The following is a 26,103-nucleotide window of genomic DNA, read 5'->3' as shown; positions in this document are numbered from 1 at the left end:
TGAAATACAAAACGCCCGATGATGTTCATCAGGCGTTTTACAGACAAAAAACTGTCAACCTATATCAGGACTAGTCAATAAAGCCACCCTACAGGGGGGATGAGAACACCCGACCGGGGTTCGACACAAAAACGCCGGGAGCGTTTTTGAACAGCGCTTGCTCTGGCCCCGAAGGGGCGAGGCCTAGGGATGGGCTGAGTAGCGGCGCAGCCAGTTGGACAAACGACGAACCTGCGAGGAGGCTGCCCGAAGGGAGAGCGCAGCGAATCCCCCCCACCACACCGCCACATTTGATACAAAATCAATAACTTACAACGTAATTTTGGTTTTACCCTGCATAAAATGCTGCATAAAGAAGCTCGTGTAATGGAGCGGCACCAAAAAAGTGTGCCATCTGAGCCATCGATAACCTGCTTTCACATCCCCTACCCTGCCCATGATCACCTCGGAAGCAATGCCCCTTTTTCGCTGGACACGACTGATTTTAGCTCTCCTTCTCACTCATTCCATGTACTCACCGTCTTTTATTACCAACCGCTGATAATGATTTTCCCGTTTCTTCAGGTACTACCATCATTCAACATCTATGGGTATCTATGAGTTACATTTTTTAGCGCCCAACATTCCAGATTGAAGTCAGCAAAAATCTGTTTGAGTAGTCGGTTCTCGTCTTCCAGGCCTGTGGTTTTTTAGTATCAGCCGCTTCCATCCCGCGAAATGTAGCGTTCCTGGTCTTCGGAAATATTGTTTTCACCAATAAGACTGAGAATGGCAGTGTCCAGCGTCGACACCTGCCTCCATAGCGTCATAGCGGTATGGCTTTCTACATCCGTCTCAGAGGCTATATCCGGGAAGACCCAAGCTTGAGCGTTATTGACTACATATTAGGTAAGCGTGTGTAAATCACCTCCAATCCGTTAAATCCACAGCATTCCGCCTTAATGGCAGGATGCTGTTTTTGTCCGGAAACGGAGACAAAAAACCCGTTTCAGCAATGAGTTACGTCTGTTACGTTTCATATATGGGAGATGGCGGATGCCGGAAACTTCGGCGGTAGTGTGTCTGAAACGCCTGCCCTCCCCACTGCCACGAACGGGCCGTGATTCCTTTTTCGCCAATGAATCCAGGATAAGGTTATGTCACAAAATGGCCTGCGTTTTACGCTGGATGTGGACGGATTAACGCCGACGGCAACCGCTGTCGTCAATTTCCCCCTCCAGTGGTATCAACAGTTCAACAGGTGCAAGCTGGAATCAGAATGAAAGACTAAAAACACCAGATGAAGCACCTAATGACAGCATTAAATCAGGCCATGTTTGAGAAAAGATGAATGTTAAACTGGTATTATGCCGGGGCAAAGGGCTTAGAATCCAGGGGGAAATTTTATGCGAGATCAAGACTTTAGTTACTTCATTGAGAAATTTGGAGAAGCTACATCTTATAGCGCTGTTCCAGAGAAAAGTATGACAAAATGGAAAGGAATTCTTCCGGATAAACTTCTTTCTTACTGGAAAACAGAGGGATGGGGAACGTATAAAAATGGATTGTTTAGTCTTGTCAATCCTGATGAGTATGAAGATGTACTGGATATATGGCTAGAAGATACTCCATTTAAAGAAATGGACGCATACCATGTCATAGCCAGGAGTGCCTTTGGCGAATTATATGTTTTTGGTGAGTCTACCGGAAGAAATATTACGATTCAGCCCTTATTTAATCAAATAATTTTTTTCGAAAATGGTTTTATGGTAAAAACAATAGATGAATTAGTAAGTGAAATTGAATCTTTTCTTGCATTTTCAAATGTCGAAGAGTTTGATTTATTTGATTGTAATGATAATTACATTTTTGACCGGGCAGTTAAACAACTAGGCGTATTAGCTAATAATGAAATGTTTGGTTTGGAACCTGCATACATTTTTGGCGGAGAAATAAAAATTGAAAATTTGAGTAAAGTGGACTGTCAAATACATTTGATGATTCTGAGAGAGTTATCTCCCCCTAATATTATAGTCTTCTAAAGGAGGGAATTATCAATTCTGGAAATGGCTTGAAATAGATGAATATTGACCTGAGGCTGGCTATGTAAAAATAACGGACTTAGACAGGAATGATATAATACATGATAAATAACCCAACTATTTTCTTGAGAATCTTTTAGATTTGTCGGATATAGCCCCCTGCATCGGAAAAAGCGCAGAAGAAACAACCTCACCAGTAAAGTAAGAAACATCGGCAGAAAAGAATGAAGGTGATGGCTGGTTAGATGGATTACAGACGAAACTTGATGTGGCTGGTCTTGTTTCAGGGACTGGCATTTTTCCTGACCTGCTGAATGCAGGAATAAGCTTGTGCCGTGGGACTTATTTGAGGCTAGTTTTTCTCTTTTTGCTGCAATACCAATAGCTGGAGATGCTGCCGGGGCTGGTAAACTGGCCTATAATGTAGTGAGACGTATAAAAAATCCGTAGCGTAATTATCTAAGGTTAATTGGTATAAATATATTAATGAGCAACTTAGCCAAAATAAGCATATCATAAAATATTTAAGGAAATAACGTGAATATTACTGAATGCATTAGCTTTCTAAGGTTTACAACTATTCATCCACAGTTTGATTTATATTTGATAACTAATGGAATAAGAAATCGCCCTCAAGGTAAAGGTGGAATAGAATATTTTGACATTCCAGATGGTAGTGTTTCTCTTGGGTTTAGAATCAGATCCACTTATGAGTCTGAGAGTTTGCTTCCCATCAAGTCTGATGGGAAATTTGTTTTTTCTGAACTTGTGGTCTACCAAAAAAACAAGGATGACTTACCATATAAATTAAATTTCAATGACCATCTACAATTCTTAAGAGAAAAGCTGGGTAAAGAGTTAAAAGATAATCAAAACGGATTGCCAGAAAGAAGAGTTTTAACGTTTTTTCATGATTTTTTAGTGATAGTGATTTTCATGGATTCAAGTGAAAATATCAATCTTATTAAATTTATTTCCCCTAATGTTTTTCATCGAAAAAATTTAGGAATTAACATATAACATTTCTTTAAAACGAATCATTTCTTATAATATTAAATTTATCTAATTGACCAGGAGGAAGATATACAAACAGGCCCCTTTACTGAAACCCCTTAGCCAGTACTACCAGAGTTGGCGGGTTCAACATCGGGTACTATATTGACCGGAAAAAAATTTTAATGTTGGTGGATAATGGTATCTTATGAAACTTTCAGGCAAGATTATCAAGGTGTATCATAATAATTTTTTTAGATTTTTTTTGGGCATCGTAATGTCCTCGCTAATTTGTTTTTTATTGATCAGAAATATAAATAATATACATAGCATTATATTTATTAAATTTCTTGTAGTACTATCAGGATATATATTCTTTTATTATAGTGCATTTTCATTAGTAGATATTGGGATTGGGGGAATACACCACTTCCACATTAAATACAATAATAAAAACATTAATAAACAGCCAATACTCTCATTTATGAAACATAAACATACGATAAGTTTCTCTCTAAAGATTTTTATTACTATATTTTATTTCTACATGGCCATTAAATTTATAATATTCGAATATTAGATAAACTTTTAATATAAAATGTTTAAGTTTTCTAGTTGTGATGTGTTTTATGTTAAAAAATGAAATGTAGATAATCCAGAGAGAGTTATTATAATGAAAGAAAGCAATAATAAACCATCCTTCCTGTGGGCAGTGACATGTAGTTTTAAATACCAGAAAGAACATTTTTAGCGATGCCGTTATACATTCTCAGAAGTAACAAATTTATATTACAAGATATTACCCCCACCAGATGTAAAACCGGGCAGTATTAAACCTGAGCTAATCGCAGGGACCAATAATCTCTATGCTACTGGTTGCTATAAGACCATTTCAGAAGCAAAATCCTCCTTTACAGAACTTGATGTAGCCTATGAGCATATAAATAATGACATCGATACCAGTGACTGGGGGAAACACATATTAGGCCTTTTAGGTGAAAAAAATTTTTACTGTAAATATTATTCTACATTTAAGTAAAATACGAAAAGAATAGAATGATTTTTATCGCCCCTCCAATGCAACAAAGCAAAAAATATTAGACAGGGCAGCGAAAATTGATAAAAAATATGGTAGTCAGTTTAACTCGCCGACAGAATAGAGGAGAAAAACATGTTTAAGTATATCGAAACAGAAGTTGCAGGCGGTTTTGGCGAAGCCACTACTCTTGATATCAGTATGCCTCCTCCCATTGTGTTCACCTTAGAACACAGTTTTGACGGTTGGTTGGGTGATTGCATAATGGAAACATTCCCTTGTTTTGTAATTACGGAAAAGGCAAAAGTACTTATTGAAAATTTAAACCTTTCGGGGATATTTTTTGATAGTGTAATAACATCAAAATCAGATATATTTGAAGAACTTTATCCAAATATTAAATTACCAGAGATATATTGGGCAAAAATTACAGGTATAGTTGGGAAAGATGATTTTGGTATAGCTGATGACCTACGGTTGGTCATATCAGATGATGCACTAAAAGTACTGGAAAGTTGTGGTTTAAAACATGCAGGCATCACTGATTACTATCACGATATGAATCTACATCGCACTGATTATCTGGAGAGACATTAAATGAGAGTGTCGTTATTATTGATTTATTTTATTCCATTTGCATTACTGGCGGATGACCCTTGTCTCAGTATTCAATATTCTGAAGCAGTATTTCTTTGCTCAAAAAAGACATTCGAAGATAGCGATGCAAAACTTAATGAAACCTACAGAACACTTTTGTCCACCATTCGCAAGAAATATAATTCCCAGCCAAATTCAGGCGCGGAGTTTGTTGAAAAAATAAAATTATCACAGAGAGCATGGATTAACTTCAGAGATGCAAATTGTACCGTTTTTTCATTCATAATCGATGAGGAATCGCAAGCATATGATACATCAATGTATTCTTGTAAAAATGATATGACACTAAAAAGAACTAAAGAGCTTGAAACCATACTGGCTAATAATTAGGGTGACAGGCAAGTCAATATTTTATCGAGTTAAGGTTACTACCTAAATTGCATCAGCGCAGAATAGTACCTTGTTTGAAATTTGTTAAACCTGCATTATGCGATCTGACCAGTCGCCAAAGATGTAGAAACAGGGCATTCTTATACTAATGAATCCATATTTTTGTTAGAAAATAAAACCAGTCCTTATCCAGTGCAACCATCCTTCTGATTTATACCCAATCAAATACCCAAGATTGATTAGGATGAACTAATTAACAAGCATTCAAATAGATAGCGCTTAAGAAAATAAGATGTGTTATTCAATATATTAGATTTCTAAGATTTACGATTATTTATATTTTAAAAATATAATGGGATAAAAAACCAACTACAAGATAAAGTTAGGTCTCATTACAGTTTCTAGTATATTATATTGTACAATGTGTATTATGGAGTCACTAAATGATTACACCACAAGTTGCTATTGATATCGCAAAAGACTATAGCACTCGAAAAAAACTTGGCTGGGATGAGAGTAGCGTTGTTGTTAAAAAACAAATGATAAAGGGTGATCCTTGCTTTGTGATTTATACAGGTGATATTGATTTAACCAAACTGGACTGGTTAGATACGGTCACTACTACTGCTTTTCATGTATACGTCAGCATGGTTACCGGAGAATGCCTCGGTTATGAAATTTGCAACCGAGGTATATGCTTTGAACGTTAAATTTAATTACAAATAAATAATTCATACTATCCATATATCTCCTTGCTTATAACATCGTCAAAAGGCATCTAAAACAATTACTTTAAACTCAAATTAAAAAATAATTCACCTTTACAATAAAGTAAATCTAATAATTATAGGATTGAATAAAAACACTTAGTATGGAAAATAATTTTATTATGTATAAAAACTTGATTATAAATTCCCAATCGGCAGTCCAGAAAAATAGTATAAAAACACACCGGTTGTTCTTCTTTACAAATCCTTAACCAGTATTATTACGCCGTACATGGCCAAATATGAAAAGGTGCAGGGCAAATGCTCATGCTGTGAACGGCATGCGGAAGAATTTAATTACCTAAATAACTTCGCAAAATGTAGTGGTCAAGTAACACTGGCCACGGTTTTACAGTAAAAATGGCCCCAGAAGGAACTGCTACGACTGGAAGCAAACCAGAACCTGCCTCTGGCTTTCTTTGGCATAATCCCCACTCTTTTGTCATGCATCCTGTACTGCATAAAATGACGATTTTACGAAAGATAGCAATACGCCAGCGAAAAAAGAATAATGACAACACATTGTATATAAAGAAATAATTATGATTAACGCGAATGATAATGAACGTAAATATGGCAGCCCCCTCACCGGCATCTTCAAAAAAGAGCCTGTACGAAAGTATCAGACGACTGACAAACCTTGATGCCGAAATGCGCTTCGCTTTTCCAACTGCCAAAACCATCGTTCCCGGAGGTTGGGTGGAACGGCGCGTAACCCAACATTCATACCCAATACCGCAATGTTGGGTTTCGGTTTCGCCTCACCCAACGTTGCCACGTCGGATAATGTATAACCGCACAACAGGTTTGTCATCAAGCTCGGCTTTTTTCGCATATTGCAATTCAGCCAACCTCACATAAAGTTCATCAAGATTACTGGCGGCGTCTCCTGGCGCATAGAAGAACGGCCCACTAATGAAGGTCGTTTCCATAATTCCAGACATTAAAATTTTTCGCGTCTCTGCATAGAGTGCTAGCATAATATCCCCTTTATATTTATGGACAACAAAATGAGTGTGCTTTGTGTGGTTGTCTTAACCTACGTAAAACCATTGCATGAAATTGATGCGCAAATCCCTGCACATGTGGAATGGCTAAAAAAAGGTTATGCCGATGGACTTTTTCTGGCTTCCGGGCGAAAAATTCCGCGCACAGGAGGCGTAATACTTGCAAACTATGATGACGCGGATGTACTGCAAAACTATCTGGCACAAGATCCTTTTCGCTTGTCTGGCGTAGCTAAAGTCGATTTGATTCCTTTTGAACCCACAATGATGGTCACGGAATTAAAAGCGGTCTTATAACCAAAAACAACAAAGCCCGACAGTCGGAGTTCACACCAGAACAACGGGCTTTTTTCATATATGTGACCCGTCCATTGCCGGATGGCGGCACAGTTCACGGGCGCCTTATCCGGTCTACATAAGCGCAGCGCCACCGGGTAATAACACCACCATCCGGCTTCCCATTTTAGCCAAGAATTTCAGTGAGTTTTACTTTGCGCCCCTCGTTTGAGGAAAGCGTCGCAGCATCAGCGGTAGCAATGGCATTTGTCGCCGCTTCTCCCGTTAGCAATTTAGCAAACTCCTCGCCTGGCTCCAGACCGTTTATCACATCATGCAAGTACTGCATCTCCAGTTTCATAATTGATGAGAGCCACATCGGCGTACGTTTACCGGGTTTACCATAAGCGATTGCGCCATCCATCTCGCTGGATATGTTACCGTTGCGACGATCATCATCCTCCGCCTGGCTTTCATGCACAAGAAAGTGTGTTTTTTTGCCCGCTTTTATTAGATAACCAGCCGTGTTTTGCATATCAATGAGAATTGCACCTGTCGTGCCCTCAATTAATACATAGTGCTCAGGGTAGTGGAACGATGATCCCCACTGAAGTGTCGCGAAACGACCGCTTTCAAACTCAAGGGTGATTAGGACAACATCATCTTCATCACCAAATTTTTCACCTTTGTGCGCAACATTCCCCGCCGCCATTGAAACCAGGGATGGGGTTTCATCCATGATGAACAGTGTACAATCTAGCTCGTGAATGTGATGGTACAGATGCCCACCTGACTTTGCGCGAATCTTCTTCCATGAGATCTCATCCTGCACGTCTTCAAAACCATTACGTTTAGTGTGAACTTGTGTAACTTCACCAATTTCACCAGCTTTGATGAGCGCTTTAGCGTGGCGAACCCCGTGAAAAAAGTTCATAACGTGACCCGCCATAAAGGTAACACCAGCTTCTTTGCAGGCATCAACCATATCCTTACAATCCTGGTAATTTAAGGCGATAGGTTTTTCACAAAACACGTGTTTACCCGCTTTAGCCGCCGCAATGACTGGCGCTTTATGTAAGTAATTTGGTGAAGCAATAATTACGCAATCCACATCAGGATGGGAACAAAGCGCCTCCATCGTTGCAGTGGCGACACAGTTCAACTCTTTCGCTATCGGAGCCGCATTTACCGGATCGTAAATCGCAGTGATTTTCGCCCCTTCAACCTTAGACATAAATCGCGCCAGTTCAGCGCCAAAATAACCTGTACCTACAACACCGTATTTCGTCATCATTTATCCTCTATTAAAATTCTTTTGTTGATTGAAAACTTTCACGACGTGCTTTTAGTCTATCCGGAATGGATAGGCCAATAATGAGTAGAATTGTTGCGGTCCAGAAAGCAACAATGAACGTTAGCGCAGCGCCTAGCCCCATTGTTATTCCAAGCCAGGTCGCCGCCATTGAATTGAATGTGCCTGATGTCGCAGCAAGATTATAAATCAGCCCGGTACCCAAACCACGAACCTCAAGAGGAAAGTAGTCGTAGAGAAATTTGGGAACCAACCCGCCAACACCTACGTTAGTCGCCATTAAACCGAATAAACATGCGCCCAGCAGTAAATAATTATCTTGCGGAATTCTGAATAACGGGAAAATGAATAAAAAGGACATGAGAAGACCAATGCTGAACGTTTTCTTCAAACCAATTCTATCTGCGCACAGCCCCCAAACGATATTTCCCAATACAGTGCCGAATGCCGCCGCCGTCATTAAATTAGAGACCACACCCGTATCAAAGCCCTCTCCCGCCAAATATGTAGGCAGTAGACCAAAGATCGGCCAGTTTGCGCCGAAAATAGAGAACAGAACAATAAATACACATAATGTCAGTGGAAATTGAGCTCGATTAAATAGCCCTTTCATTGACAAAGAGAAAACTGACCAGGCACTTTGTGAATGCTTTCCGGGACCACTGAGTTTAGCTTCTTCCCACTCTTTAGATTCAGGAGCCCTGGCCCGGATGTAGATTACTAAAAGAACGGGTAGCAAACCGACAAAAAAAGCAGCACGCCAACCATACGCTTCGGCAAATGACGGCATAAAATAGGCTGCTATGATGTTACCAATACCGAAACCTGAAACCAGAAATGCGCTCGCTTTAGATTTTAAATGCTTTGGCCAACTTTCCACGGCATAAGTAGAAGCGCAAGCATACTCCCCCGCCATCCCCATACCGACAATGAAGCGACTAAGCGTCAGCATAATTACACCGGAAGCCAGGCCACTTAACCCTGTACCTACAGAATAGGCAACTATCGACCACATCATCAACGGCTTACGGCCAAATTTGTCTGCCAGCAGACCAAATAGCGCCCCGCCAAATGGTCGCCCAATAAAGGCCGCTGTGGCAAGGAATGCGCCCTCCATATCTGTCAATCCTAAGTCAGCCTTGATCAGATACATAATGTAGAAAATCAGCATAAAGTCGAAGCCGTCAAAAACGTAACCCAGCCATGCTGAAAATAAAGCATTTTTTTGTGGACGAGTTATCTCGCTATACCACGGGAAGAATTTTGCTATCACAATAAAACCCTTATTTGCTGTTACCGTCTGAAATGCTTACGGAATTAATTTTTAAGTCATATCAATTGCCGAATAAGACACAATCAACCGGCACTTTCCGACAACCGCCTGAGATCGTAGCTATGTAAGACGTATATTCATTGTTTACCATCCTTATTCGTAGCTACGTTAAGGACGTGAATACTCAAGACAAAGTCTAACGTTCTGTAACGTAGCCACGGGCTATAAGATTATCGACATGAATACTAAGCAAAGATTAGTACAGTAACTCTTTAACCTTTCTCAAAAGTGGTATTGTAATCCAACGCGATAACGGGTCTGTCTCTCATCGGTATTATTTCTCACCGCTACATTTCCGACCTCAACGTATGGTGTAAATGACTTATTCAGTTTCCAGGCTAAAGCCACATTATGTTCATAGTTTGTTTTTTTGTTATCAAATTTAATTTGATCGCTATCCATCCAGGTAAAGTTATATTCTAATTTCAACTCATCAAAAACATAACCTATATAAGTATCAAATCTATTCGTTTTCTCATCATCACTATAGTTAGCTGTCTTCCTTGCATAGTCATAACGGTAACGACCAGCCATATAAACACCAGAATCAAAATTATATTGCCCCCTTAAATAAGGCTTATAAATTGAAGTGTCTGGACCGCTTTCAAATATAAATCCAGGCTGCAAAACAAAATTGTCCGTAACTTTATAATTATAACTTACGCCCAGTTCTATAGCGTTTGCGACGAGATCGCTTAAATGCTTATCCTGCTCACCATCTACTCCTCCCGATTTAACGCTGGCATCGACATAAAAACCAATGCCGTTAGGAAGCTTTTCAATTATAGCAATACGGTCTTTATTAATTCTGGTTCTATCAGCATATTCATGCCGATAATCAAGGGTTGCCGCTTGTAGATATGATGAAAATGCTATAAACGAAACCATACCCAGAAGATATTTGTTGATTTTCATAAAATACTCCGCTCATCAATTAACTTTATTTTTGTATTTAAAAAATTATTTTATTAATAAATTACCATCACGCATGGTAAAGGAGGTTACAGACGAAACAGGTTTCCCTTTAGCATTTTCACCACCAATAAGGAAAACTTCATCACCATAACTTACTGATACACCATAGCCGAGAGGTTGTTTCATTTTACCCATATATTGCCAATGGCCATTAACCAAACCATAGACTTCATCTCGCCATTTTTTATTTATTCCTTCGTGGGAATAAAACTTTCCATTGGTATAATTTTGTTTTGCTCCCGGAAAATTCGCGCCACCACCGACAAGCAGGACACCGTGACTATAGCCCGAAAATGCTCCGGCCAACCCTTCTTGCTGTTGTTCTCCAGGCGATGGCGGTAACTGGCTGTTCTTCAACCATGTTAGCTTGTCGTTATCCCACATGGCGCGGTAAATCACATCGGTACGTAAACCCGGTTTGAGCTCACCATTAATCAGCATCAGGAAATTATTTTCCATTACCGATGACGATCCTGCCGTCCCCGCGTCTGGCAGCTCACCGGCATTCTTCCATGTGTTCTCTTTAGCATTGTAGATAAATACGATTTTATTAAAAAAATAATCTTTGGCAGGTTTATTAAAATAATTATAGATGACTTTATTTTTTTCACTTTCATCCGCAGCCGCAGCCGCTATATCAATAAAATACTTATCAAAGATATGCTCATTAACCCCTCCGGTAATAAGTACCATCGTTTCGTTTAATTTTACTCCCGTATGCCCTGTTAATCCAACTGGAGATATAGTGTCAACTTTTTGCCATGTATTTTTCACCGGTGAGTATTTGTACACATCGCTATAAACCTGCAACGGTGATTCACTGTTTTTTTTCCCTACGCCACCAAAAACATAAAGCTCATCATTTAAAAATACCGACACGGATTGCTCACGAGCTCCACCAGGAAACGACTTTATACGCTCCCAGTCTTTATGTTGCTTTTTAAGATCAATTTTATACCAGGATGTCCCTGCGGTACCTAAGCCGACATAAATCACGCCATTATTATCAATAGCGCCAGTACCATTTTTCAGTGGTTCTGGTATATCAGGAAGCGTCGTTGCATATCCTGATGTGGTGATAGCGACTGATAAACATAGCGCCATTAGCGTCATCATTTTCTTAAAATTTTTCATCTGCATCCCCATGCGAAGAAATACAATTGGAGTAAAGCTTCATCATTAGTGATCTTATGGCGCACAATTTCAACAATGATAATGACAAAATGTGACCAAGCGCTAAAAATAATTACATGGGGTTATCATGTGCGAGGTAAAAGCACACCATGGTGATGTTAGAAGTGATTATGGGTGACCTGTTATGGTCAAACTCATTAGTGATAGCATTCGAATAAATACAACAAGAATTATGTGATGCATTTCATACTGGCTATCCCGTGGCGTATAAGCTCTTTCTGAGCATTTTATCTTTATGCCGGAAGCAGTTAATAAAATACAGCATGCTGCCGTCAGAGTGAATTGTATTTGTCTTGTAGCTTCAGGTTATAGCCTCAAATCCGCTGGCGCAGTAATTGAATAACAAACATACCTTATGACTGTGTTCACATTTTTCTATCTTTTTGCTTGATGTAGCAACGCTCCACAACATAACATAAAACGGAGCAAAACTTCAAAATATATAAGGCGGAACTGGATGTCACTATTAGCCAGGCTGGAACAAAGTGTACACGAAAACGGTGGGCTGATTGTCTCATGCCAACCGGTACCAGGCAGCCCTATGGATAAACCTGAAATTGTGGCTGCAATGGCACAGGCAGCGGCTTCGGCGGGTGCGGTCGCTGTGCGCATTGAAGGCATTGAGAATCTGCGGGCTGTTCGTCCCCATCTTTCTGTTCCTATTATTGGGATAATTAAACGTGACCTTACAGGGTCGCCAGTCCGTATCACTCCCTATTTACAGGATGTTGACGCCCTGGCGCAGGCAGGTGCCGATATTATCGCTTTTGATGCCTCATTCCGCTCTCGCCCGGTTGATATTGATAGTTTACTGACACGTATTCGCCTGCATGGATTACTGGCGATGGCAGACTGTTCAACCGTGAATGAAGGCATAAGTTGCCATCAGAAAGGAATCGAATTCATTGGTACAACACTGTCTGGCTATACCGGCCCCATCACGCCGGTTGAGCCAGATTTGGCAATGGTGACACAACTGAGCCATGCAGGTTGTCGTGTTATTGCCGAGGGGCGCTATAACACGCCTGCACTGGCGGCCAATGCTATTGAGCATGGTGCCTGGGCAGTTACCGTTGGTTCCGCTATCACCCGTATCGAGCATATCTGTCAGTGGTTCAGTCACGCAGTAAAACGCTGAACAGGAAAAGAAAATGAACACGCTTACTATTGATATTTATGTCTCAGATAATAATCCGACGTTAATAATGCTATCGGCAAATACGATCCCCAGGCCTGAAGCCTGTTTGAACGCAATATCGGATATCTGCTATTTCAGGTATCCGGCAGGACATACGTCTGGGCATCACCATTGGTGGAGCATAAATGCTCTGCCTTTTACATCTCATGATTACCGTCATTGAGATTAACAAAAACTATTACTTGATCTGAATATCGTATCGTATCGTCTGAATGATGGGAAGATAAAAATACACAGACGATGACCGCAACTCTACTCAAAACCATAAGCAGGAAAGAACTATGATTACACATTCTTTCGGCATCGTTAATTATCTTGTATTATTTGGCTACCTCCTGGCCATGATGTTAGTCGGTGTCTATTTTTCCAGACGGCAAAAAACAGCAGACGATTATTTTCGCGGTGGTGGCCGGGTTCCTGGTTGGGCGGCTGGGGTCAGTGTATTTGCTACTACGTTAAGCTCAATTACATTTATGTCAATTCCTGCCAAAGCGTTTACTTCCGACTGGACGTTTATCATTGGTCAGTATCTGGCTATCGCAATTTTACCGCTGGTTTTTTATTTCTATATTCCGTTTTTTCGGAAATTGAAAGTCACATCAGCCTATGAATATCTCGAAGCACGGTTCGATGTGCGCTGCCGTCTATTCGCCAGCATGTCATTTATGTTGTTTCATATCGGACGTATCGCCATTATCACTTTCCTCACCGTGCTGGCCTTGCGCCCCTTCATCGCTATAGACCCGGTGATTTTGGTACTGTTGATTAGCGTGATGTGTATCATTTATACCTGGATGGGTGGAATTGAAGGAGTAATATGGACTGATGTTATTCAAGGCCTCTTACTTTCTGGTAGCGCGATACTGATTTTTATAGTGATATGTCTCAAAGTCCAGGGCGGCATTGGTGAAATTTTTACGGTGACGCAGCAGGCGGATAAATTCTTTCCGGCTACGCAGTTCCACTGGAGCTGGACGGAAAGCACAGTACCTGTATTGATGATTGGTTTTCTGTTTGCCAATATTCAGCAATTTACTGCCAGTCAGGATGTGGTCCAACGCTATATCGTGACTGACTCCATAGAGGAAACGAAGAAAACATTACTTACAAATGCCAAACTGGTTGCTGTGATCCCTGTTTTCTTTTTTGCTATCGGCTCGGCATTGTTTGTCTACTATCAGCAACATCCACAATTATTACCGGCGGGATTCAACACTGGCGGCATTTTACCCTTATTCGTGGTCACCGAAATGCCAGTCGGCATTGCAGGGTTGATAATCGCCGCTATTTTCGCTGCCGCGCAGTCCAGCATCTCCAGCAGCTTAAACAGCATTTCCAGTTGTTTTAATTCCGATATCTATCAGCGTTTGAGTCATAAAAAAAGAACGCCAGAAAACCGTATGAAAATAGCTAAGTTAGTTATTCTGGTCGCGGGCCTGATAAGTAGCGCGGCCTCGGTATGGCTGGTCATGGCCGATGAATCAGAAATCTGGGATGCATTTAATAGTCTGATAGGTCTGATGGGAGGGCCAATGACCGGTCTGTTCATGCTGGGCATTTTCTTTAAACGAGCAAATGCCGGGAGTGCGGTTTTAGGAATTATTATCAGCGTCATTACCGTGCTGGGCGCACGCTATGCCACTGACCTTAACTTCTTCTTTTATGGGGTCATTGGCTCGCTAAGCGTGGTGATCAGCGGCGTTATTTTCGCCCCGTTATTTGCCCCGGCACCGCCATTGACGCTGGATGAAAAACCTGAGCCAAAGGTGACATTATGATTTCATGATACCACGCTATACCGACACAGCACACGGTGACGCCAACGCCCGGGGCGACAATACCGGGCCAGATATAAACCATCCGACAGATGGCGCGCTATAAACACCGTAAGAGCAAACAGATTACTCTCCAGTGATGTTCTGTCATAAGTTGGCAACGCGATGTAAATATTCCCCCTCCTTTACTTACATCGCGCTTTTTTTCATGCCGCAGACTTGATAGGCTCTGCTCTGTTCGATATTGCAGGCTTTGTGCCGCAATCAGCCCTCAAGAGCAGGAACTATATGGAGCCTCAACCCCCACGTCTTAAACCCGGAAAAATCCTTGACACTCTGGGTGCTATGCAAAAAAGCCTGACACGTGCCTCCCAGCGTATTGCGCAATATATTTTAGCCTTCCCCAGACAGGTGACACAGTCATCTATTGCCGATTTGTCGCGCGACACACAGGCCGGAGAAGCCACGGTTATTCGCTTTTGTCGCACCCTGGGCTATAAAGGTTTTCAGGATTTTAAAATGGACCTGGCCATTGAACTTGCCACTACCGAGTCTGATGACAGTAGTCCTCTACTGGATGCCGAAGTTAGCGAATCCGACGATGCCCACGCCATTGGTTTAAAATTGCAGAACACCATTAGTAATGTATTATCTGAAACGCTAAATCTGCTTGATATGCAACAGGTTCTCGGTGTCGTGGACGCCCTACGTCACTGTCACTCAGTTTATATCTTTGGTGTGGGCTCATCGGGGATCACGGCGCTGGATATGAAACACAAGCTAATGCGTATTGGTTTACGGGGCGATGCGGTAAGCAATAACCATTTTATGTACATGCAGGCTACGCTATTAAAAGCAGGCGATGTCGCGATGGGTGTCAGTCACTCGGGCACATCGCCAGAAACAGTGCATTCACTCCGATTGGCCCGACAGGCTGGCGCCACCACAGTCGCCATTACCCATAATCTGGGTTCTCCATTATGTGAAGAGGCCGATTTTTGCCTGATCAATGGTAATCGGCAAGGAATGTTGCAGGGTGACTCGATCGGTACGAAAGCCGCGCAGCTTTTCGTCTTTGACCTGCTCTATACCCTTCTTGTACAGTCCTCGCCGGAACAGGCCCGAGAAAGCAAATTACGGACAATGAATGCCCTGGACATGACAAAATAATTCCCTTCACGTACAGGCGTCATTTTCCTTTTTTGTCCATGAGTCTGCTGGACGCTTTATAGACAACAAAGCCCGGTCTCCCGGGCTCTGAAAGTCAATGCTATATTAGCTGTATGCGTGGAGCGTTCGCTGACAAAGCGCCGAGCGCACGCAGTCGTCTTTGTTGAAATGCACAATCCCTACCATTTCATCTTCTTCAAAGCGTTCCAACGCATCGCTCAATCCGGAACGCACGCCGCGCGGCAGGTCGCATTGCGTAATATCGCCATTGACAATGACCGTGACATTTTCGCCTAGTCGCGTCAAAAACATTTTCATTTGCGCCGCAGTCACATTTTGCGCCTCGTCGAGGATCACGACCGCATTTTCAAAAGTACGCCCACGCATATAGGCGAACGGGGCAATTTCTACCTTACCGATTTCCGGGCGCAAACAATATTGCATAAAGGACGCGCCCAACCGTTTAAGCAGGACATCGTAGACGGGACGAAAATAAGGCGCGAATTTTTCAGCGATATCACCGGGCAAAAAACCAAGATCTTCATCAGCCTGCAATACCGGACGCGTCACAATGATCCTCTCGACGTCCTTATGAATCAATGCTTCTGCCGCCTTTGCCGCACTGATCCATGTTTTTCCGCAGCCGGCTTCGCCGGTCGCAAAAATAAGCTGTTTACTGTCGATAGCGTTCAGATAATGCGCCTGTGCTTCATTTCGCGCCTTAACAGGAGAGGTATCGCGACTATCGCGCGCCATGCCAATGGCTTCTACTCCGCCCATCTGTACCAGTGACGTGACCGATTCTTCTTCACGTTGCTTATGACTACGCGAATCTCGTCTCAACACACGCTTTGCTTCACGACGAGCTTTGATCACTGCTTTTTGTCTTCCCATGGATAGCACCTTGAGTTGTAGGTATACATCACCCGCGTTCTCTTGAACGCGATTATGCGCACACACATCTGAGGGTTGGCTTCCTTGTAAGCCTTAGCTTGCTTTTTGAAACGACGCCACACACGGCTACGCGCACCACATATGACGTCATGGGTATGGACAGTAAGAGAAATGATGAGAGCTTTTAAGGTGACAAGACCACCACCGGAGAGAGAATGTCCGTACAGGGTGTTGTAACTACTGTAAACAATGTGTCCTGGTGCGGACATTACCATTCGCGATCTCCATAGTGAGTGACCATCACTGCCGGGGAACTACCGCTATTACTACTAAGTACAACACAAAACATCAATAATGCAACAATATATTCACCAAGTATTAACCAAACATTATTGCGTCATTGTCAGTCTCTTACAGAAAGATTACACGATTATTTCATCGGCAGGAGACTAAAAAAGATAATCATTAGCTACTGCGGGTATTAATGGTGAAACCACCCATAACCCATTGAATATTCAACATATAAAAGGTTAAAATGGAGTAATTAACGTGTCCTCTCTCCCATCGCTAAAACGGCATTATTTATGCAAAATTTTGTGCGGCATACTTACGCCAGTAACGCTGACTCGTTTTAATTTTTGTCATTACTCTATTGCGTCAAGGCTATTGGTACCATTAACAGGCGATTTCATATATGGCCAGTTAGTGATTACTCGAGACGTATTACGCCCGCGTTAACGGCGCTCAAGGGCTAAAAATGGTTTGAGAGTGCGTCCTCATTTACCTGAACATCTTCAGTCAATCGGTACGGGACTTATCAGAGGACCAGGCAGGCGTATAACGCCGCCTGGTAAAATATGTCCGATGGCGATAATGCTATCGGACATGTCGGTTATTCCGCCTGTAGCTTCGACGGCGGCGCGGAATGATAATGCGCGTCCGCTTTTGCAAAGCGTTCCTGCATCGCTGCTGTCGGCGCTTTGCCAAGCAGGCTAAAGATTACGATCCCCAGGCTGCCGAAAATGAAGCCAGGGATGATCTCATACAGATCCAGCCAGCCATATTGTTTCCAGACGATAACCGTCACCGCGCCAATAATCATTCCCGCCAGCGCGCCGTTACGTGTCATACGCGACCACATCACAGAAAACAGGACAACAGGTCCAAATGCCGCGCCGAATCCAGCCCAGGCGTAGCTCACCAGCCCCAGCACACGGTTATCGGGGTTCGCCGCCAGCGCAATGGCGATCAGCGCTACCACCAGCACCATCACTCGCCCTACCCATACCAGCTCTTGCTGGCTGGCGCTTTTACGCAGAAAAGCCTTATATAAATCTTCCGTAATCGCGCTGGAGCATACCAGCAACTGACAGCTCAACGTCGACATCACCGCCGCCAGGATAGCAGACAGCAGAACACCGGCAATCCACGGGTTAAACAGGATCTGCGCCAGTTCAATAAATACGCGTTCTGAGTTTTGGTTCACCGCCCCGGCCAGCGCGGGGTTATTGTTAAAGTACGCAATGCCAAAGAAGCCCACCGCCACCGCGCCCGCCAGACACAGAATCATCCAGGTCATACTGATACGACGCGCATGAACAATACTGTGATGGGAATCCGCCGCCATAAAGCGCGCCAGGATATGCGGCTGACCGAAGTAACCCAGTCCCCAGCCCATCAGAGAAATAATAGCGACAAAATTCAGCCCCTTGAGCATGTCGACATTCTCGATGCTCTTTTGCTTGATCACCTCCAGCGACTCGCTAAAACCGCCTACGCCGACAATAACCATCACCGGCGTCAGGATTAACGCAAAAATCATCAGGCTGGCCTGAACGGTATCCGTCCAGCTAACGGCAAGAAACCCGCCGATAAAGGTATAAATAATGGTTGCCGCGGCCCCCGCCCACAGTGCGGTTTCATAGCTCATACCGAAGGTGCTTTCGAACAGTCGTGCCCCAGCGACAATACCTGATGCGCAATAGATAGTGAAAAACAGCAGAATGACCAGCGCGGAAATAATACGCAGGACTCGGCTCTTATCTTCAAACCGACCGGTAAAATAGTCCGGTAGCGTGAGCGCGTTATTGTTAAATTCGGTATGCACGCGCAGGCGCCCGGCCACCAGCTTCCAGTTAATCCATGCGCCTAACGTCAGGCCAATGGCGATCCAGCTTTCAGAGATCCCCGACAGAAAGATAGCGCCAGGCAGCCCCATTAACAGCCAGCCGCTCATATCCGACGCGCCGGCTGATAAAGCCGTAACAAACGGCCCCAGGCTGCGACCGCCAAGAATATAGTCATCAAAGTTTTTGGTTGAGCGCCAGGCGATAAACCCAATCAATATCATGCCAAAAATATAGACACAGAATGTCACCAACATCGGTGTGCTAATAGCCATCAAGGTTCTCCAAATTTATTTATTGGCACTACCGTAGCGTGCCGTTTCGTACCCTGCCGGAACGTGGCAAGGGTGTTATGTTTACCAGGGCGACCGTATCCTGCCGGAAGCGGTGGTTATTCACAATCGATTTAACACACCATTTACATCAAATTTGATTGCAGAGGGATACTATTTTTCTCCAGGTTGCACTCTCTCACATTTTTTGCGGTTGCACCTTTTAAAAGTGTTAACTACCGCAGAGAAAATAAATCCAGATGGTTTTCCCCGTCAGACTCCCCCTTTCTTTTTTTAACAATTTATTCATTTTTAAGCTTGCAACGCAGGTCACATTTAACGCGGTTGCACAAAGTTGCAACATGGTGGATATTTTCCGCTAACTATTGGTTAGCAGATAGAGCAAATAACAGGAGTAGAGGGTATGGGAACCACCACGATGGGGGTTAAGCTGGACGACGCCACGCGCGAACGGATCAAAATGGCCGCGTCGCGTATCGATCGCACGCCGCACTGGTTAATAAAACAGGCAATCTTTAGCTATCTGGACAAGCTGGAAAATAGCGATACGCTACCGGAGCTACCTGCGCTGTTTGCCGGCGCGGCAAATGAAAGCGAGGAGCCGGTCGCGCCGCAGGATGAGCCGCATCAGCCCTTTCTGGAGTTTGCCGAACAGATTCTTCCCCAATCCGTCTCTCGCGCCGCCATCACCGCCGCCTGGCGCCGCCCGGAAACCGATGCGGTATCAATGCTAATGGAACAGGCGCGCCTGTCGCCGCCTGTCGCTGAGCAGGCGCATAAACTGGCGTATCAACTGGCGGAGAAATTGCGCAATCAAAAATCCGCCAGCGGTCGCGCGGGTATGGTACAAGGCCTGTTGCAGGAGTTTTCCCTCTCTTCGCAAGAAGGCGTAGCGCTGATGTGTCTGGCGGAAGCGCTGCTGCGTATTCCTGACAAAGCTACGCGCGATGCGTTAATTCGCGACAAAATCAGTAATGGCAACTGGCAGTCGCATATTGGCCGTAGCCCGTCACTGTTTGTAAATGCCGCCACCTGGGGGCTGCTCTTTACCGGCCGACTGGTCTCAACGCATAACGAAGCCAATCTTTCACGCTCGCTGAACCGCATTATCGGCAAGAGCGGCGAACCGTTAATCCGCAAAGGCGTCGACATGGCGATGCGTTTAATGGGAGAGCAGTTCGTGACTGGCGAAACCATTGCTCAGGCGCTGGCGAATGCCCGAAAACTGGAAGAGAAAGGGTTCCGCTATTCTTACGATATGCTGGGCGAAGCCGCGTTAACCGCCGCCGATGCGCAGGCCTATATGGTCTCTTACCAGCAAGCGATTCATGCCATCGGCAAAGCGTCTAACGGTCGCGGTATTTACGAAGGGCCAGGCATCTCGATTAAGCTGTCCGCCCTGCATCCACGCTATAGTCGCGCACAATACGATCGGGTAATAGAGGAGCTTTATCCGCGCCTGAAATCCCTGACGCTGCTGGCGCGCCAGTATGACATCGGTCTCAATATCGACGCCGAAGAGGCGGATCGTCTGGAGATCTCGCTCGATCTGCTGGAAAAACTCTGCTTCGAACCCGAACTGGCGGGCTGGAACGGCATTGGCTTTGTGATCCAGGCTTACCAGAAACGCTGCCCGCTGGTCATTGATTATTTAGTCGATCTGGCCTCCCGTAGCCGCCGTCGGCTGATGATTCGTCTGGTGAAAGGCGCCTACTGGGATAGCGAGATCAAACGCGCGCAAATGGAAGGGCTGGAGGGCTATCCGGTTTATACCCGCAAAGTGTATACCGATGTCTCTTATCTGGCCTGCGCGAAAAAACTGCTCGCCGTCCCTAATCTGATCTACCCGCAGTTCGCGACCCATAACGCTCACACACTGGCGGCGATTTATCATCTGGCCGGGCAAAATTACTATCCGGGTCAGTACGAATTCCAGTGCCTGCACGGCATGGGAGAACCGCTGTATGAACAGGTCACCGGTAAAGTGGCGGACGGAAAACTTAACCGTCCCTGCCGTATTTACGCGCCGGTGGGAACACACGAAACCCTGCTGGCCTATCTGGTACGACGCCTGCTGGAAAACGGCGCCAACACCTCTTTTGTCAACCGTATCGCCGATGCCACCCTACCGCTCGATGAACTGGTGGCGGACCCGGTCGAGGCCGTGGAAAAACTGGCGCAGCAGGAAGGTCAGGCTGGCATACCGCATCCGAAAATTCCGCTGCCGCGCGATCTGTACGGCGAAGGTCGGATAAACTCCGCCGGACTTGATTTAGCGAATGAACATCGCCTCGCCTCGCTTTCTTCTGCCCTGTTAAGCAACGCCATGCAGAAATGGCAGGCCAAACCTGTGCTGGAACAACCGGTGGCCGACGGTGAGATGACGCCGGTTATCAACCCGGCGGAACCGAAAGATATTGTTGGCTGGGGACGCGAAGCGACAGAAAGCGAGGTTGAGCAGGCGTTGCAAAACGCGGTCAATCAGGCGCCGGTTTGGTTTGCGACGCCGCCGCAAGAACGCGCCGCCATTTTGCAGCGGGCGGCGGTATTGATGGAAGACCAAATGCAGCAGTTGATTGGCCTGTTGGTGCGCGAAGCGGGGAAAACGTTCAGCAACGCCATTGCCGAAGTGCGCGAAGCGGTAGACTTCCTCCATTATTATGCCGGTCAAGTACGTGACGATTTCGATAACGAAACGCATCGCCCGTTAGGGCCGGTAGTCTGCATCAGTCCGTGGAACTTCCCGCTGGCTATTTTTACCGGCCAAATCGCCGCCGCGCTGGCGGCAGGTAACAGCGTTCTGGCGAAACCGGCAGAGCAGACATCGCTGATTGCCGCCCAGGGCATTGCCATTTTGCTGGAAGCGGGTGTACCGCCGGGCGTCGTGCAACTGTTGCCGGGACGGGGAGAAACCGTCGGCGCCCAGCTTACCGCCGATGCGCGTGTACGCGGCGTGATGTTTACCGGTTCCACGGAGGTCGCGACGTTGTTGCAGCGCAACATCGCCACGCGTCTTGACGCCCAGGGCCGCCCTATTCCGTTGATTGCGGAAACCGGCGGTATGAACGCTATGATTGTCGACTCTTCCGCGCTCACCGAGCAGGTGGTCGTGGATGTGCTGGCTTCCGCTTTCGACAGCGCCGGACAACGCTGTTCCGCGCTCCGCGTGCTGTGTTTGCAGGACGATATCGCCGAACATACGCTGAAAATGTTACGCGGCGCGATGGCGGAGTGTCGGATGGGGAATCCAGGCCGTCTGACGACCGATATCGGGCCGGTGATCGATAGCGAGGCCAAAGCCAACATTGAACGTCATATCCAGACAATGCGCGCCAAAGGCCGCCCGGTTTTCCAGGCCGCGCGTGAAAACAGCGATGATGCGCAGGAATGGCAAACCGGTACGTTTGTAATGCCCACGCTTATTGAGCTGGAAAACTTCGCAGAACTGGAAAAAGAGGTCTTCGGGCCTGTGCTGCACGTCGTGCGTTATAACCGTAACCAACTGGCGGAGCTTATCGAACAGATTAACGCTTCCGGCTACGGGCTAACGCTGGGCGTACATACCCGTATTGATGAAACCATTGCGCAAGTCACCGGTTCCGCCCACGTCGGCAACCTGTACGTTAACCGTAATATGGTGGGCGCGGTCGTCGGCGTCCAGCCGTTTGGCGGCGAAGGACTGTCCGGTACCGGGCCAAAAGCGGGAGGGCCGCTCTATCTCTACCGCCTGCTGGCACACCGTCCGCCCAATGCGCTCAATACGACGCTGACTCGTCAGGATGCGCGTTACCCGGTAGATGCGCAGCTTAAAACCACGCTACTCGCGCCGTTGACCGCCCTGACGCAATGGGCGGCGGATCGCCCGGCGCTACAGACGCTCTGCCGACAATTCGCCGATCTGGCGCAGGCCGGCACGCAGCGCCTGCTACCGGGACCGACCGGCGAGCGTAATACCTGGACGCTGTTGCCGCGTGAACGGGTATTATGCCTGGCTGATGATGAACAGGACGCGTTGACGCAGCTTGCCGCTGTTCTCGCCGTCGGCAGTCAGGCGCTATGGTCAGACGACGCCTTCCACCGCGATCTGGCGAAACGTCTCCCCGCCGCCGTCGCGGCGCGTGTCCAGTTTGCGAAAGCGGAAACGCTGATGGCGCAGCCGTTTGACGCGGTGATTTTCCACGGCGACTCCGACAAGCTGCGAACCGTGTGCGAAGCCGTCGCCGCCCGCGAAGGCGCGATAGTGTCGGTACAGGGTTTCGCCCGCGGCGAAAGCAATATGCTGCTGGAACGGCTCTATATTGAACGTTCGCTGAGCGTAAACACTGCTGCCGCTGGCGGTAATGCCAGCCTGATGACAATTGGCTAATACTGTGGTTAATTAAGGCTCCGTCAATGGAGCCTTTTTACTCGCGTCAGAGGAGCGTATGAAACGAATTTTCCTTACCTGCGCGGCGTTGTTGTTCAGCAGTCAGGCGTTGGCCGATGAGTGTGCCAGCGCCAGTACGCAGCTGGAAATGAATCGCTGCGCCGCCGCGCAATACCAGGCGGCAGATAAAAAGCTGAACGAAACCTATCAAAGCGCGATTAAGCGTGCGCAACCGCCGCAGCGCGAGCTGTTGCAAAAAGCGCAGGTGGCATGGATTGCCCTGCGGGACGCCGATTGCGCTCTGATTCGCTCAGGTACGGAGGGCGGCAGCGTGCAACCCATGATCGCCAGCCAGTGCCTGACCGATAAAACGAACGAACGCGAAGCGTTTTTAGCCTCGCTGCTGCAATGTGAAGAGGGTGATTTGAGCTGCCCACTGCCGCCAGCCGGTTAACGCACGCGAATCCCTTCAATAATAATGCGCTGAACGCTTTCGACCGTTTGGTTGAAAAAGGCTTCATCGCGAAGCGTCGCGCCGGTTACCGCTTCAACCTGAGGGGCGAAATCGGCGTAATGTTGCGTGGCGGCCCAAATCATGAAGATCAAATGATGCGGAGAAACGGGCGCCAGTTTCCCGCTGTGCACCCATCCGGCAATCAGCGCGGATTTTTCATCTATCAACGCTTTTAGATCGCCGGTCAGTTCCTCCATTAAGAGCGGCGCGCCCGCCAGCATCTCCATGCAGAAGAGCCGCGACGCCTGCGGATAATCACGCGAAACCTCCAGCTTGAGACGGATATACTCTTTGATGGCCTCCAGAGGGGAAAATTCTGCGCGAAACGCCTTGAGCGGCGCCAGCCAGACATCCAGGATCTGTCGCATTACTGCGACATACAGCGCCTCTTTCGAGGGATAATAATAAAGCAGATTGGTTTTGGAGACGCCAGCCCGCTCGGCGACCTGCTCAAGACGCGCGCCATGAATGCCATACTGGGAAAAAACAGCAAGCGCGGCAGTTAAGATAAGCTGCCGTTTTGCACCGGTGGCCTGCGAGCGTTTCCCGATTTTTTTCTCTGTGCGTTGCGACATGCGCCCTCTCCTTTTTGTCAGGACGCAAGCATACCAAATCCGGCTTATAAACAAAAAAACCGCCGGAAATCCGGCGGCGGTGGCGCATGACGCTTTTTAGCGCGAAACGCTCAGCGTCTTGCTGTTGTGACGCAGGCTAGCTATTACGGTTACTGCTTTTGCCCCCTTTTTTGCCTGCTTCGGATGCACGCTGCGGGTCATTCTTAAAATTGCCCCCGCTGTGCTGACCACCTTTACGACCTGCTTCTGATGCTCTTTCGCGGTCTTCCGCAAAATTACCGGAACCGCCACGATGGTTTGCCATTACTGACCTCCGTCATAGATTAGACATCATATTGCATAGGTAATGAGGAGTATCTCCTCGCGCCGCGTATGAACGATATCATCAGTAACGCCGCGTAACATTAAGCATAGTGAAAAACGTCGTGGTAGGCCGCTTACCGAAATATTCTGCAACATTGGAAGCCGAATACGCAGAATAATAACCATAAGAAATAAATAAGTTATTCTTATATTTGGGAAAATCAAAGCGCTTAAAAATGTATCATTTTGCAACAAAGGTCGCCAAATTAATTATTGTTATAAATCAAAGAAATGGCGCTGAAATTTGCACTCTTCACAGGAGAGCATATCTTTAAATAGACGTAGCGAATCGCTACACACCTGATTAATCTGAGGAGTAGTACAAATGGCAAAGATTCTGGTGCTCTATTATTCCATGTACGGACACATTGAAACCATGGCGCACGCGGTGGCGGAAGGGGCAAAGAAAGTCGACGGCGCAGAGGTCATTATAAAGCGTGTGCCAGAAACAATGCCGCCTGAAATCTTCGCAAAAGCTGGCGGTAAAACGCAAAACGCACCGGTTGCCACCCCACAGGAGCTGGCGGATTACGATGCCATTATTTTTGGTACGCCAACCCGGTTTGGCAATATGTCAGGCCAGATGCGTACCTTCCTGGACCAAACCGGCGGACTGTGGGCATCCGGCGCGCTATACGGCAAGCTCGGCAGCGTGTTCAGTTCTACCGGAACGGGCGGCGGCCAGGAGCAGACCATCACCTCGACCTGGACTACGCTTGCCCATCATGGGATGGTGATCGTCCCGATAGGCTATGCCGCACAGGAACTCTTTGACGTCTCCCAGGTTCGCGGCGGCACGCCTTACGGCGCAACGACTATCGCCGGAGGCGACGGTTCACGTCAACCAAGCCAGGAGGAACTCTCTATCGCTCGCTATCAGGGGGAATACGTCGCCGGTCTGGCAGTCAAACTCAACGGCTAATCTTCA

The 26,103-nt window shown here is 46.1% G+C and carries 23 protein-coding genes and 1 pseudogene; 13 read left to right on the top strand and 11 right to left on the bottom strand.

Annotated features, from left to right (window positions below; genetic code table 11):
- Positions 1-593: 593 nt before the first annotated feature.
- Positions 594-724 (bottom strand): annotated as a pseudogene (locus tag ACLJTG_RS23080) (IS3 family transposase); the annotation flags it as partial.
- Positions 725-1,136: 412 nt separating this feature from the next.
- Between ACLJTG_RS23080 and ACLJTG_RS23075 the strand changes: the two are divergent.
- The 6 genes from ACLJTG_RS23075 (at position 1,137) to ACLJTG_RS23050 (ending at position 5,747) form a co-directional block, all read left to right on the top strand.
- Positions 1,137-1,262, top strand: coding sequence for a hypothetical protein (locus tag ACLJTG_RS23075; RefSeq protein WP_023226747.1), 126 nt, complete (start codon positions 1,137-1,139; stop codon positions 1,260-1,262).
- A 123-nt stretch (positions 1,263-1,385) separates the two neighbouring features.
- Positions 1,386-2,021, top strand: a complete 636-nt coding sequence (locus tag ACLJTG_RS23070; RefSeq protein ID WP_023226748.1) for a GAD-like domain-containing protein — start codon at positions 1,386-1,388, stop codon at positions 2,019-2,021.
- Between the two features lie 537 nt (positions 2,022-2,558).
- Positions 2,559-3,041, top strand: a complete 483-nt coding sequence (locus tag ACLJTG_RS23065; protein ID WP_051129339.1) for a hypothetical protein — start codon at positions 2,559-2,561, stop codon at positions 3,039-3,041.
- 1,144 nt (positions 3,042-4,185) lie between these two features.
- The gene (locus ACLJTG_RS23060) at positions 4,186-4,647 is read left to right on the top strand and encodes a hypothetical protein (protein ID WP_023226751.1); all 462 of its coding nucleotides are present in this window, start codon (positions 4,186-4,188) and stop codon (positions 4,645-4,647) included.
- Positions 4,648-5,037 carry a lysozyme inhibitor LprI family protein gene (locus ACLJTG_RS23055; protein ID WP_023226752.1) on the top strand — a complete coding sequence of 130 codons (390 nt, stop codon included), beginning with the start codon at positions 4,648-4,650 and terminating at the stop codon, positions 5,035-5,037. It abuts the gene before it with no gap.
- Positions 5,038-5,480: 443 nt separating this feature from the next.
- Entirely contained in the window at positions 5,481-5,747 is a 267-nt protein-coding gene (locus ACLJTG_RS23050; protein WP_023226753.1) for a hypothetical protein, read from the top strand.
- Positions 5,748-6,097: 350 nt separating this feature from the next.
- Here the strand turns inward: ACLJTG_RS23050 and ACLJTG_RS23045 are convergent, their stop codons facing one another.
- Both ACLJTG_RS23045 and ACLJTG_RS23040 read right to left on the bottom strand, forming a co-directional pair.
- A complete protein-coding gene (locus tag ACLJTG_RS23045; protein WP_165488521.1) occupies positions 6,098-6,481 on the bottom strand; it encodes a hypothetical protein in 384 nt (127 codons plus the stop codon).
- Between the two features lie 84 nt (positions 6,482-6,565).
- Entirely contained in the window at positions 6,566-6,784 is a 219-nt protein-coding gene (locus ACLJTG_RS23040; protein ID WP_023226754.1) for a hypothetical protein, read from the bottom strand.
- A gap of 30 nt (positions 6,785-6,814) precedes the next feature.
- Between ACLJTG_RS23040 and ACLJTG_RS23035 the strand changes: the two genes are divergently transcribed.
- Entirely contained in the window at positions 6,815-7,108 is a 294-nt protein-coding gene (locus tag ACLJTG_RS23035) for a YciI family protein (protein ID WP_000114401.1), read from the top strand.
- Positions 7,109-7,274: 166 nt separating this feature from the next.
- Here ACLJTG_RS23035 and ACLJTG_RS23030 read toward each other — a convergent pair whose 3' ends face one another.
- The 4 genes from ACLJTG_RS23030 to ACLJTG_RS23015 all read right to left on the bottom strand — a co-directional run bounded on the left by ACLJTG_RS23030 (position 7,275) and on the right by ACLJTG_RS23015 (position 11,853).
- Complete coding sequence (locus ACLJTG_RS23030; protein WP_000988585.1) at positions 7,275-8,381, bottom strand: Gfo/Idh/MocA family protein; 1,107 nt, start codon at positions 8,379-8,381, stop codon at positions 7,275-7,277.
- A gap of 10 nt (positions 8,382-8,391) precedes the next feature.
- Positions 8,392-9,672, bottom strand: a complete 1,281-nt coding sequence (locus tag ACLJTG_RS23025) for an MFS transporter (protein WP_000560758.1) — start codon at positions 9,670-9,672, stop codon at positions 8,392-8,394.
- A 282-nt stretch (positions 9,673-9,954) separates the two neighbouring features.
- Complete coding sequence (locus ACLJTG_RS23020; RefSeq protein ID WP_000700610.1) at positions 9,955-10,647, bottom strand: oligogalacturonate-specific porin KdgM family protein; 693 nt, start codon at positions 10,645-10,647, stop codon at positions 9,955-9,957.
- 45 nt (positions 10,648-10,692) lie between these two features.
- Positions 10,693-11,853, bottom strand: coding sequence for an N-acetylneuraminate epimerase (locus tag ACLJTG_RS23015; RefSeq protein WP_000525756.1), 1,161 nt, complete (start codon positions 11,851-11,853; stop codon positions 10,693-10,695).
- Between the two features lie 505 nt (positions 11,854-12,358).
- Between ACLJTG_RS23015 and ACLJTG_RS23010 the strand changes: the two genes are divergently transcribed.
- The 3 genes from ACLJTG_RS23010 to ACLJTG_RS23000 all read left to right on the top strand — a co-directional run bounded on the left by ACLJTG_RS23010 (position 12,359) and on the right by ACLJTG_RS23000 (position 16,044).
- Complete coding sequence (locus ACLJTG_RS23010; RefSeq protein WP_000054241.1) at positions 12,359-13,039, top strand: N-acetylmannosamine-6-phosphate 2-epimerase; 681 nt, start codon at positions 12,359-12,361, stop codon at positions 13,037-13,039.
- A 341-nt stretch (positions 13,040-13,380) separates the two neighbouring features.
- On the top strand, positions 13,381-14,877 hold the full coding sequence (locus tag ACLJTG_RS23005; RefSeq protein ID WP_000628085.1) for a sodium:solute symporter: 1,497 nt from the start codon (positions 13,381-13,383) through the stop codon (positions 14,875-14,877).
- Between the two features lie 285 nt (positions 14,878-15,162).
- Positions 15,163-16,044 (top strand): MurR/RpiR family transcriptional regulator, encoded by an 882-nt coding sequence (locus ACLJTG_RS23000; RefSeq protein ID WP_000433673.1) that lies wholly within the window; start codon positions 15,163-15,165, stop codon positions 16,042-16,044.
- 105 nt (positions 16,045-16,149) lie between these two features.
- On the opposite strand, the gene phoH is transcribed toward ACLJTG_RS23000, so the two are convergent.
- The gene (phoH, locus tag ACLJTG_RS22995; RefSeq protein ID WP_000533527.1) at positions 16,150-16,938 is read right to left on the bottom strand and encodes a phosphate starvation-inducible protein PhoH; all 789 of its coding nucleotides are present in this window, start codon (positions 16,936-16,938) and stop codon (positions 16,150-16,152) included.
- A gap of 892 nt (positions 16,939-17,830) precedes the next feature.
- On the bottom strand, positions 17,831-19,339 hold the full coding sequence (gene putP / locus ACLJTG_RS22990; protein ID WP_001018467.1) for a sodium/proline symporter PutP: 1,509 nt from the start codon (positions 19,337-19,339) through the stop codon (positions 17,831-17,833).
- Positions 19,340-19,760: 421 nt separating this feature from the next.
- On the opposite strand from putP, the gene putA reads away from it, so the two are divergent.
- Together putA and ACLJTG_RS22980 are read left to right on the top strand one after the other, a co-directional pair.
- A complete protein-coding gene (gene putA, locus ACLJTG_RS22985; RefSeq protein WP_023263043.1) occupies positions 19,761-23,723 on the top strand; it encodes a trifunctional transcriptional regulator/proline dehydrogenase/L-glutamate gamma-semialdehyde dehydrogenase in 3,963 nt (1,320 codons plus the stop codon).
- A 58-nt stretch (positions 23,724-23,781) separates the two neighbouring features.
- Entirely contained in the window at positions 23,782-24,177 is a 396-nt protein-coding gene (locus tag ACLJTG_RS22980; RefSeq protein ID WP_000821059.1) for a lysozyme inhibitor LprI family protein, read from the top strand.
- Here ACLJTG_RS22980 and rutR read toward each other — a convergent pair.
- On the bottom strand, positions 24,174-24,812 hold the full coding sequence (rutR, locus tag ACLJTG_RS22975) for an HTH-type transcriptional regulator RutR (protein ID WP_000083128.1): 639 nt from the start codon (positions 24,810-24,812) through the stop codon (positions 24,174-24,176). The genes ACLJTG_RS22980 and rutR overlap by 4 nt on opposite strands.
- A gap of 136 nt (positions 24,813-24,948) precedes the next feature.
- Positions 24,949-25,116: a general stress protein gene (locus ACLJTG_RS22970; protein WP_001273663.1), complete on the bottom strand. Its 168-nt coding sequence runs from the start codon at positions 25,114-25,116 to the stop codon at positions 24,949-24,951.
- 384 nt (positions 25,117-25,500) lie between these two features.
- On the opposite strand from ACLJTG_RS22970, the gene wrbA reads away from it, so the two are divergent.
- Positions 25,501-26,097, top strand: coding sequence for an NAD(P)H:quinone oxidoreductase (gene wrbA, locus ACLJTG_RS22965; protein ID WP_001062898.1), 597 nt, complete (start codon positions 25,501-25,503; stop codon positions 26,095-26,097).
- Positions 26,098-26,103 lie beyond the last annotated feature (6 nt).

This window comes from Salmonella sp. SAL00672 (assembly GCF_046552175.1).
In the GTDB taxonomy this organism is placed as follows: domain Bacteria; phylum Pseudomonadota; class Gammaproteobacteria; order Enterobacterales; family Enterobacteriaceae; genus Salmonella; species Salmonella enterica.
The sequence above is the reverse complement of the archived record's forward strand: the minus strand, read 5'-3'. Positions and strand labels throughout refer to the sequence as shown.

Excerpts from the sequence above, each read along its gene's own strand:
- ACLJTG_RS23075 (WP_023226747.1), top strand. The coding sequence starts at position 1,137 with ATGTCACAAAATGGCCTGCGTTTTACGCTGGATGTGGACGGATTAACG.
- ACLJTG_RS23070 (WP_023226748.1), top strand. The coding sequence starts at position 1,386 with ATGCGAGATCAAGACTTTAGTTACTTCATTGAGAAATTTGGAGAAGCT.
- ACLJTG_RS23060 (WP_023226751.1), top strand. The coding sequence starts at position 4,186 with ATGTTTAAGTATATCGAAACAGAAGTTGCAGGCGGTTTTGGCGAAGCC.
- ACLJTG_RS23055 (WP_023226752.1), top strand. The coding sequence starts at position 4,648 with ATGAGAGTGTCGTTATTATTGATTTATTTTATTCCATTTGCATTACTG.
- ACLJTG_RS23050 (WP_023226753.1), top strand. The coding sequence starts at position 5,481 with ATGATTACACCACAAGTTGCTATTGATATCGCAAAAGACTATAGCACT.
- ACLJTG_RS23040 (WP_023226754.1), bottom strand. The coding sequence starts at position 6,784 with ATGCTAGCACTCTATGCAGAGACGCGAAAAATTTTAATGTCTGGAATT.
- ACLJTG_RS23035 (WP_000114401.1), top strand. The coding sequence starts at position 6,815 with ATGAGTGTGCTTTGTGTGGTTGTCTTAACCTACGTAAAACCATTGCAT.
- ACLJTG_RS23030 (WP_000988585.1), bottom strand. The coding sequence starts at position 8,381 with ATGATGACGAAATACGGTGTTGTAGGTACAGGTTATTTTGGCGCTGAA.
- ACLJTG_RS23020 (WP_000700610.1), bottom strand. The coding sequence starts at position 10,647 with ATGAAAATCAACAAATATCTTCTGGGTATGGTTTCGTTTATAGCATTT.
- ACLJTG_RS23015 (WP_000525756.1), bottom strand. The coding sequence starts at position 11,853 with ATGGGGATGCAGATGAAAAATTTTAAGAAAATGATGACGCTAATGGCG.
- ACLJTG_RS23010 (WP_000054241.1), top strand. The coding sequence starts at position 12,359 with ATGTCACTATTAGCCAGGCTGGAACAAAGTGTACACGAAAACGGTGGG.
- ACLJTG_RS23005 (WP_000628085.1), top strand. The coding sequence starts at position 13,381 with ATGATTACACATTCTTTCGGCATCGTTAATTATCTTGTATTATTTGGC.
- ACLJTG_RS23000 (WP_000433673.1), top strand. The coding sequence starts at position 15,163 with ATGGAGCCTCAACCCCCACGTCTTAAACCCGGAAAAATCCTTGACACT.
- phoH (WP_000533527.1), bottom strand. The coding sequence starts at position 16,938 with ATGGGAAGACAAAAAGCAGTGATCAAAGCTCGTCGTGAAGCAAAGCGT.
- putP (WP_001018467.1), bottom strand. The coding sequence starts at position 19,339 with ATGGCTATTAGCACACCGATGTTGGTGACATTCTGTGTCTATATTTTT.
- putA (WP_023263043.1), top strand. The coding sequence starts at position 19,761 with ATGGGAACCACCACGATGGGGGTTAAGCTGGACGACGCCACGCGCGAA.
- ACLJTG_RS22980 (WP_000821059.1), top strand. The coding sequence starts at position 23,782 with ATGAAACGAATTTTCCTTACCTGCGCGGCGTTGTTGTTCAGCAGTCAG.
- rutR (WP_000083128.1), bottom strand. The coding sequence starts at position 24,812 with ATGTCGCAACGCACAGAGAAAAAAATCGGGAAACGCTCGCAGGCCACC.
- ACLJTG_RS22970 (WP_001273663.1), bottom strand. The coding sequence starts at position 25,116 with ATGGCAAACCATCGTGGCGGTTCCGGTAATTTTGCGGAAGACCGCGAA.
- wrbA (WP_001062898.1), top strand. The coding sequence starts at position 25,501 with ATGGCAAAGATTCTGGTGCTCTATTATTCCATGTACGGACACATTGAA.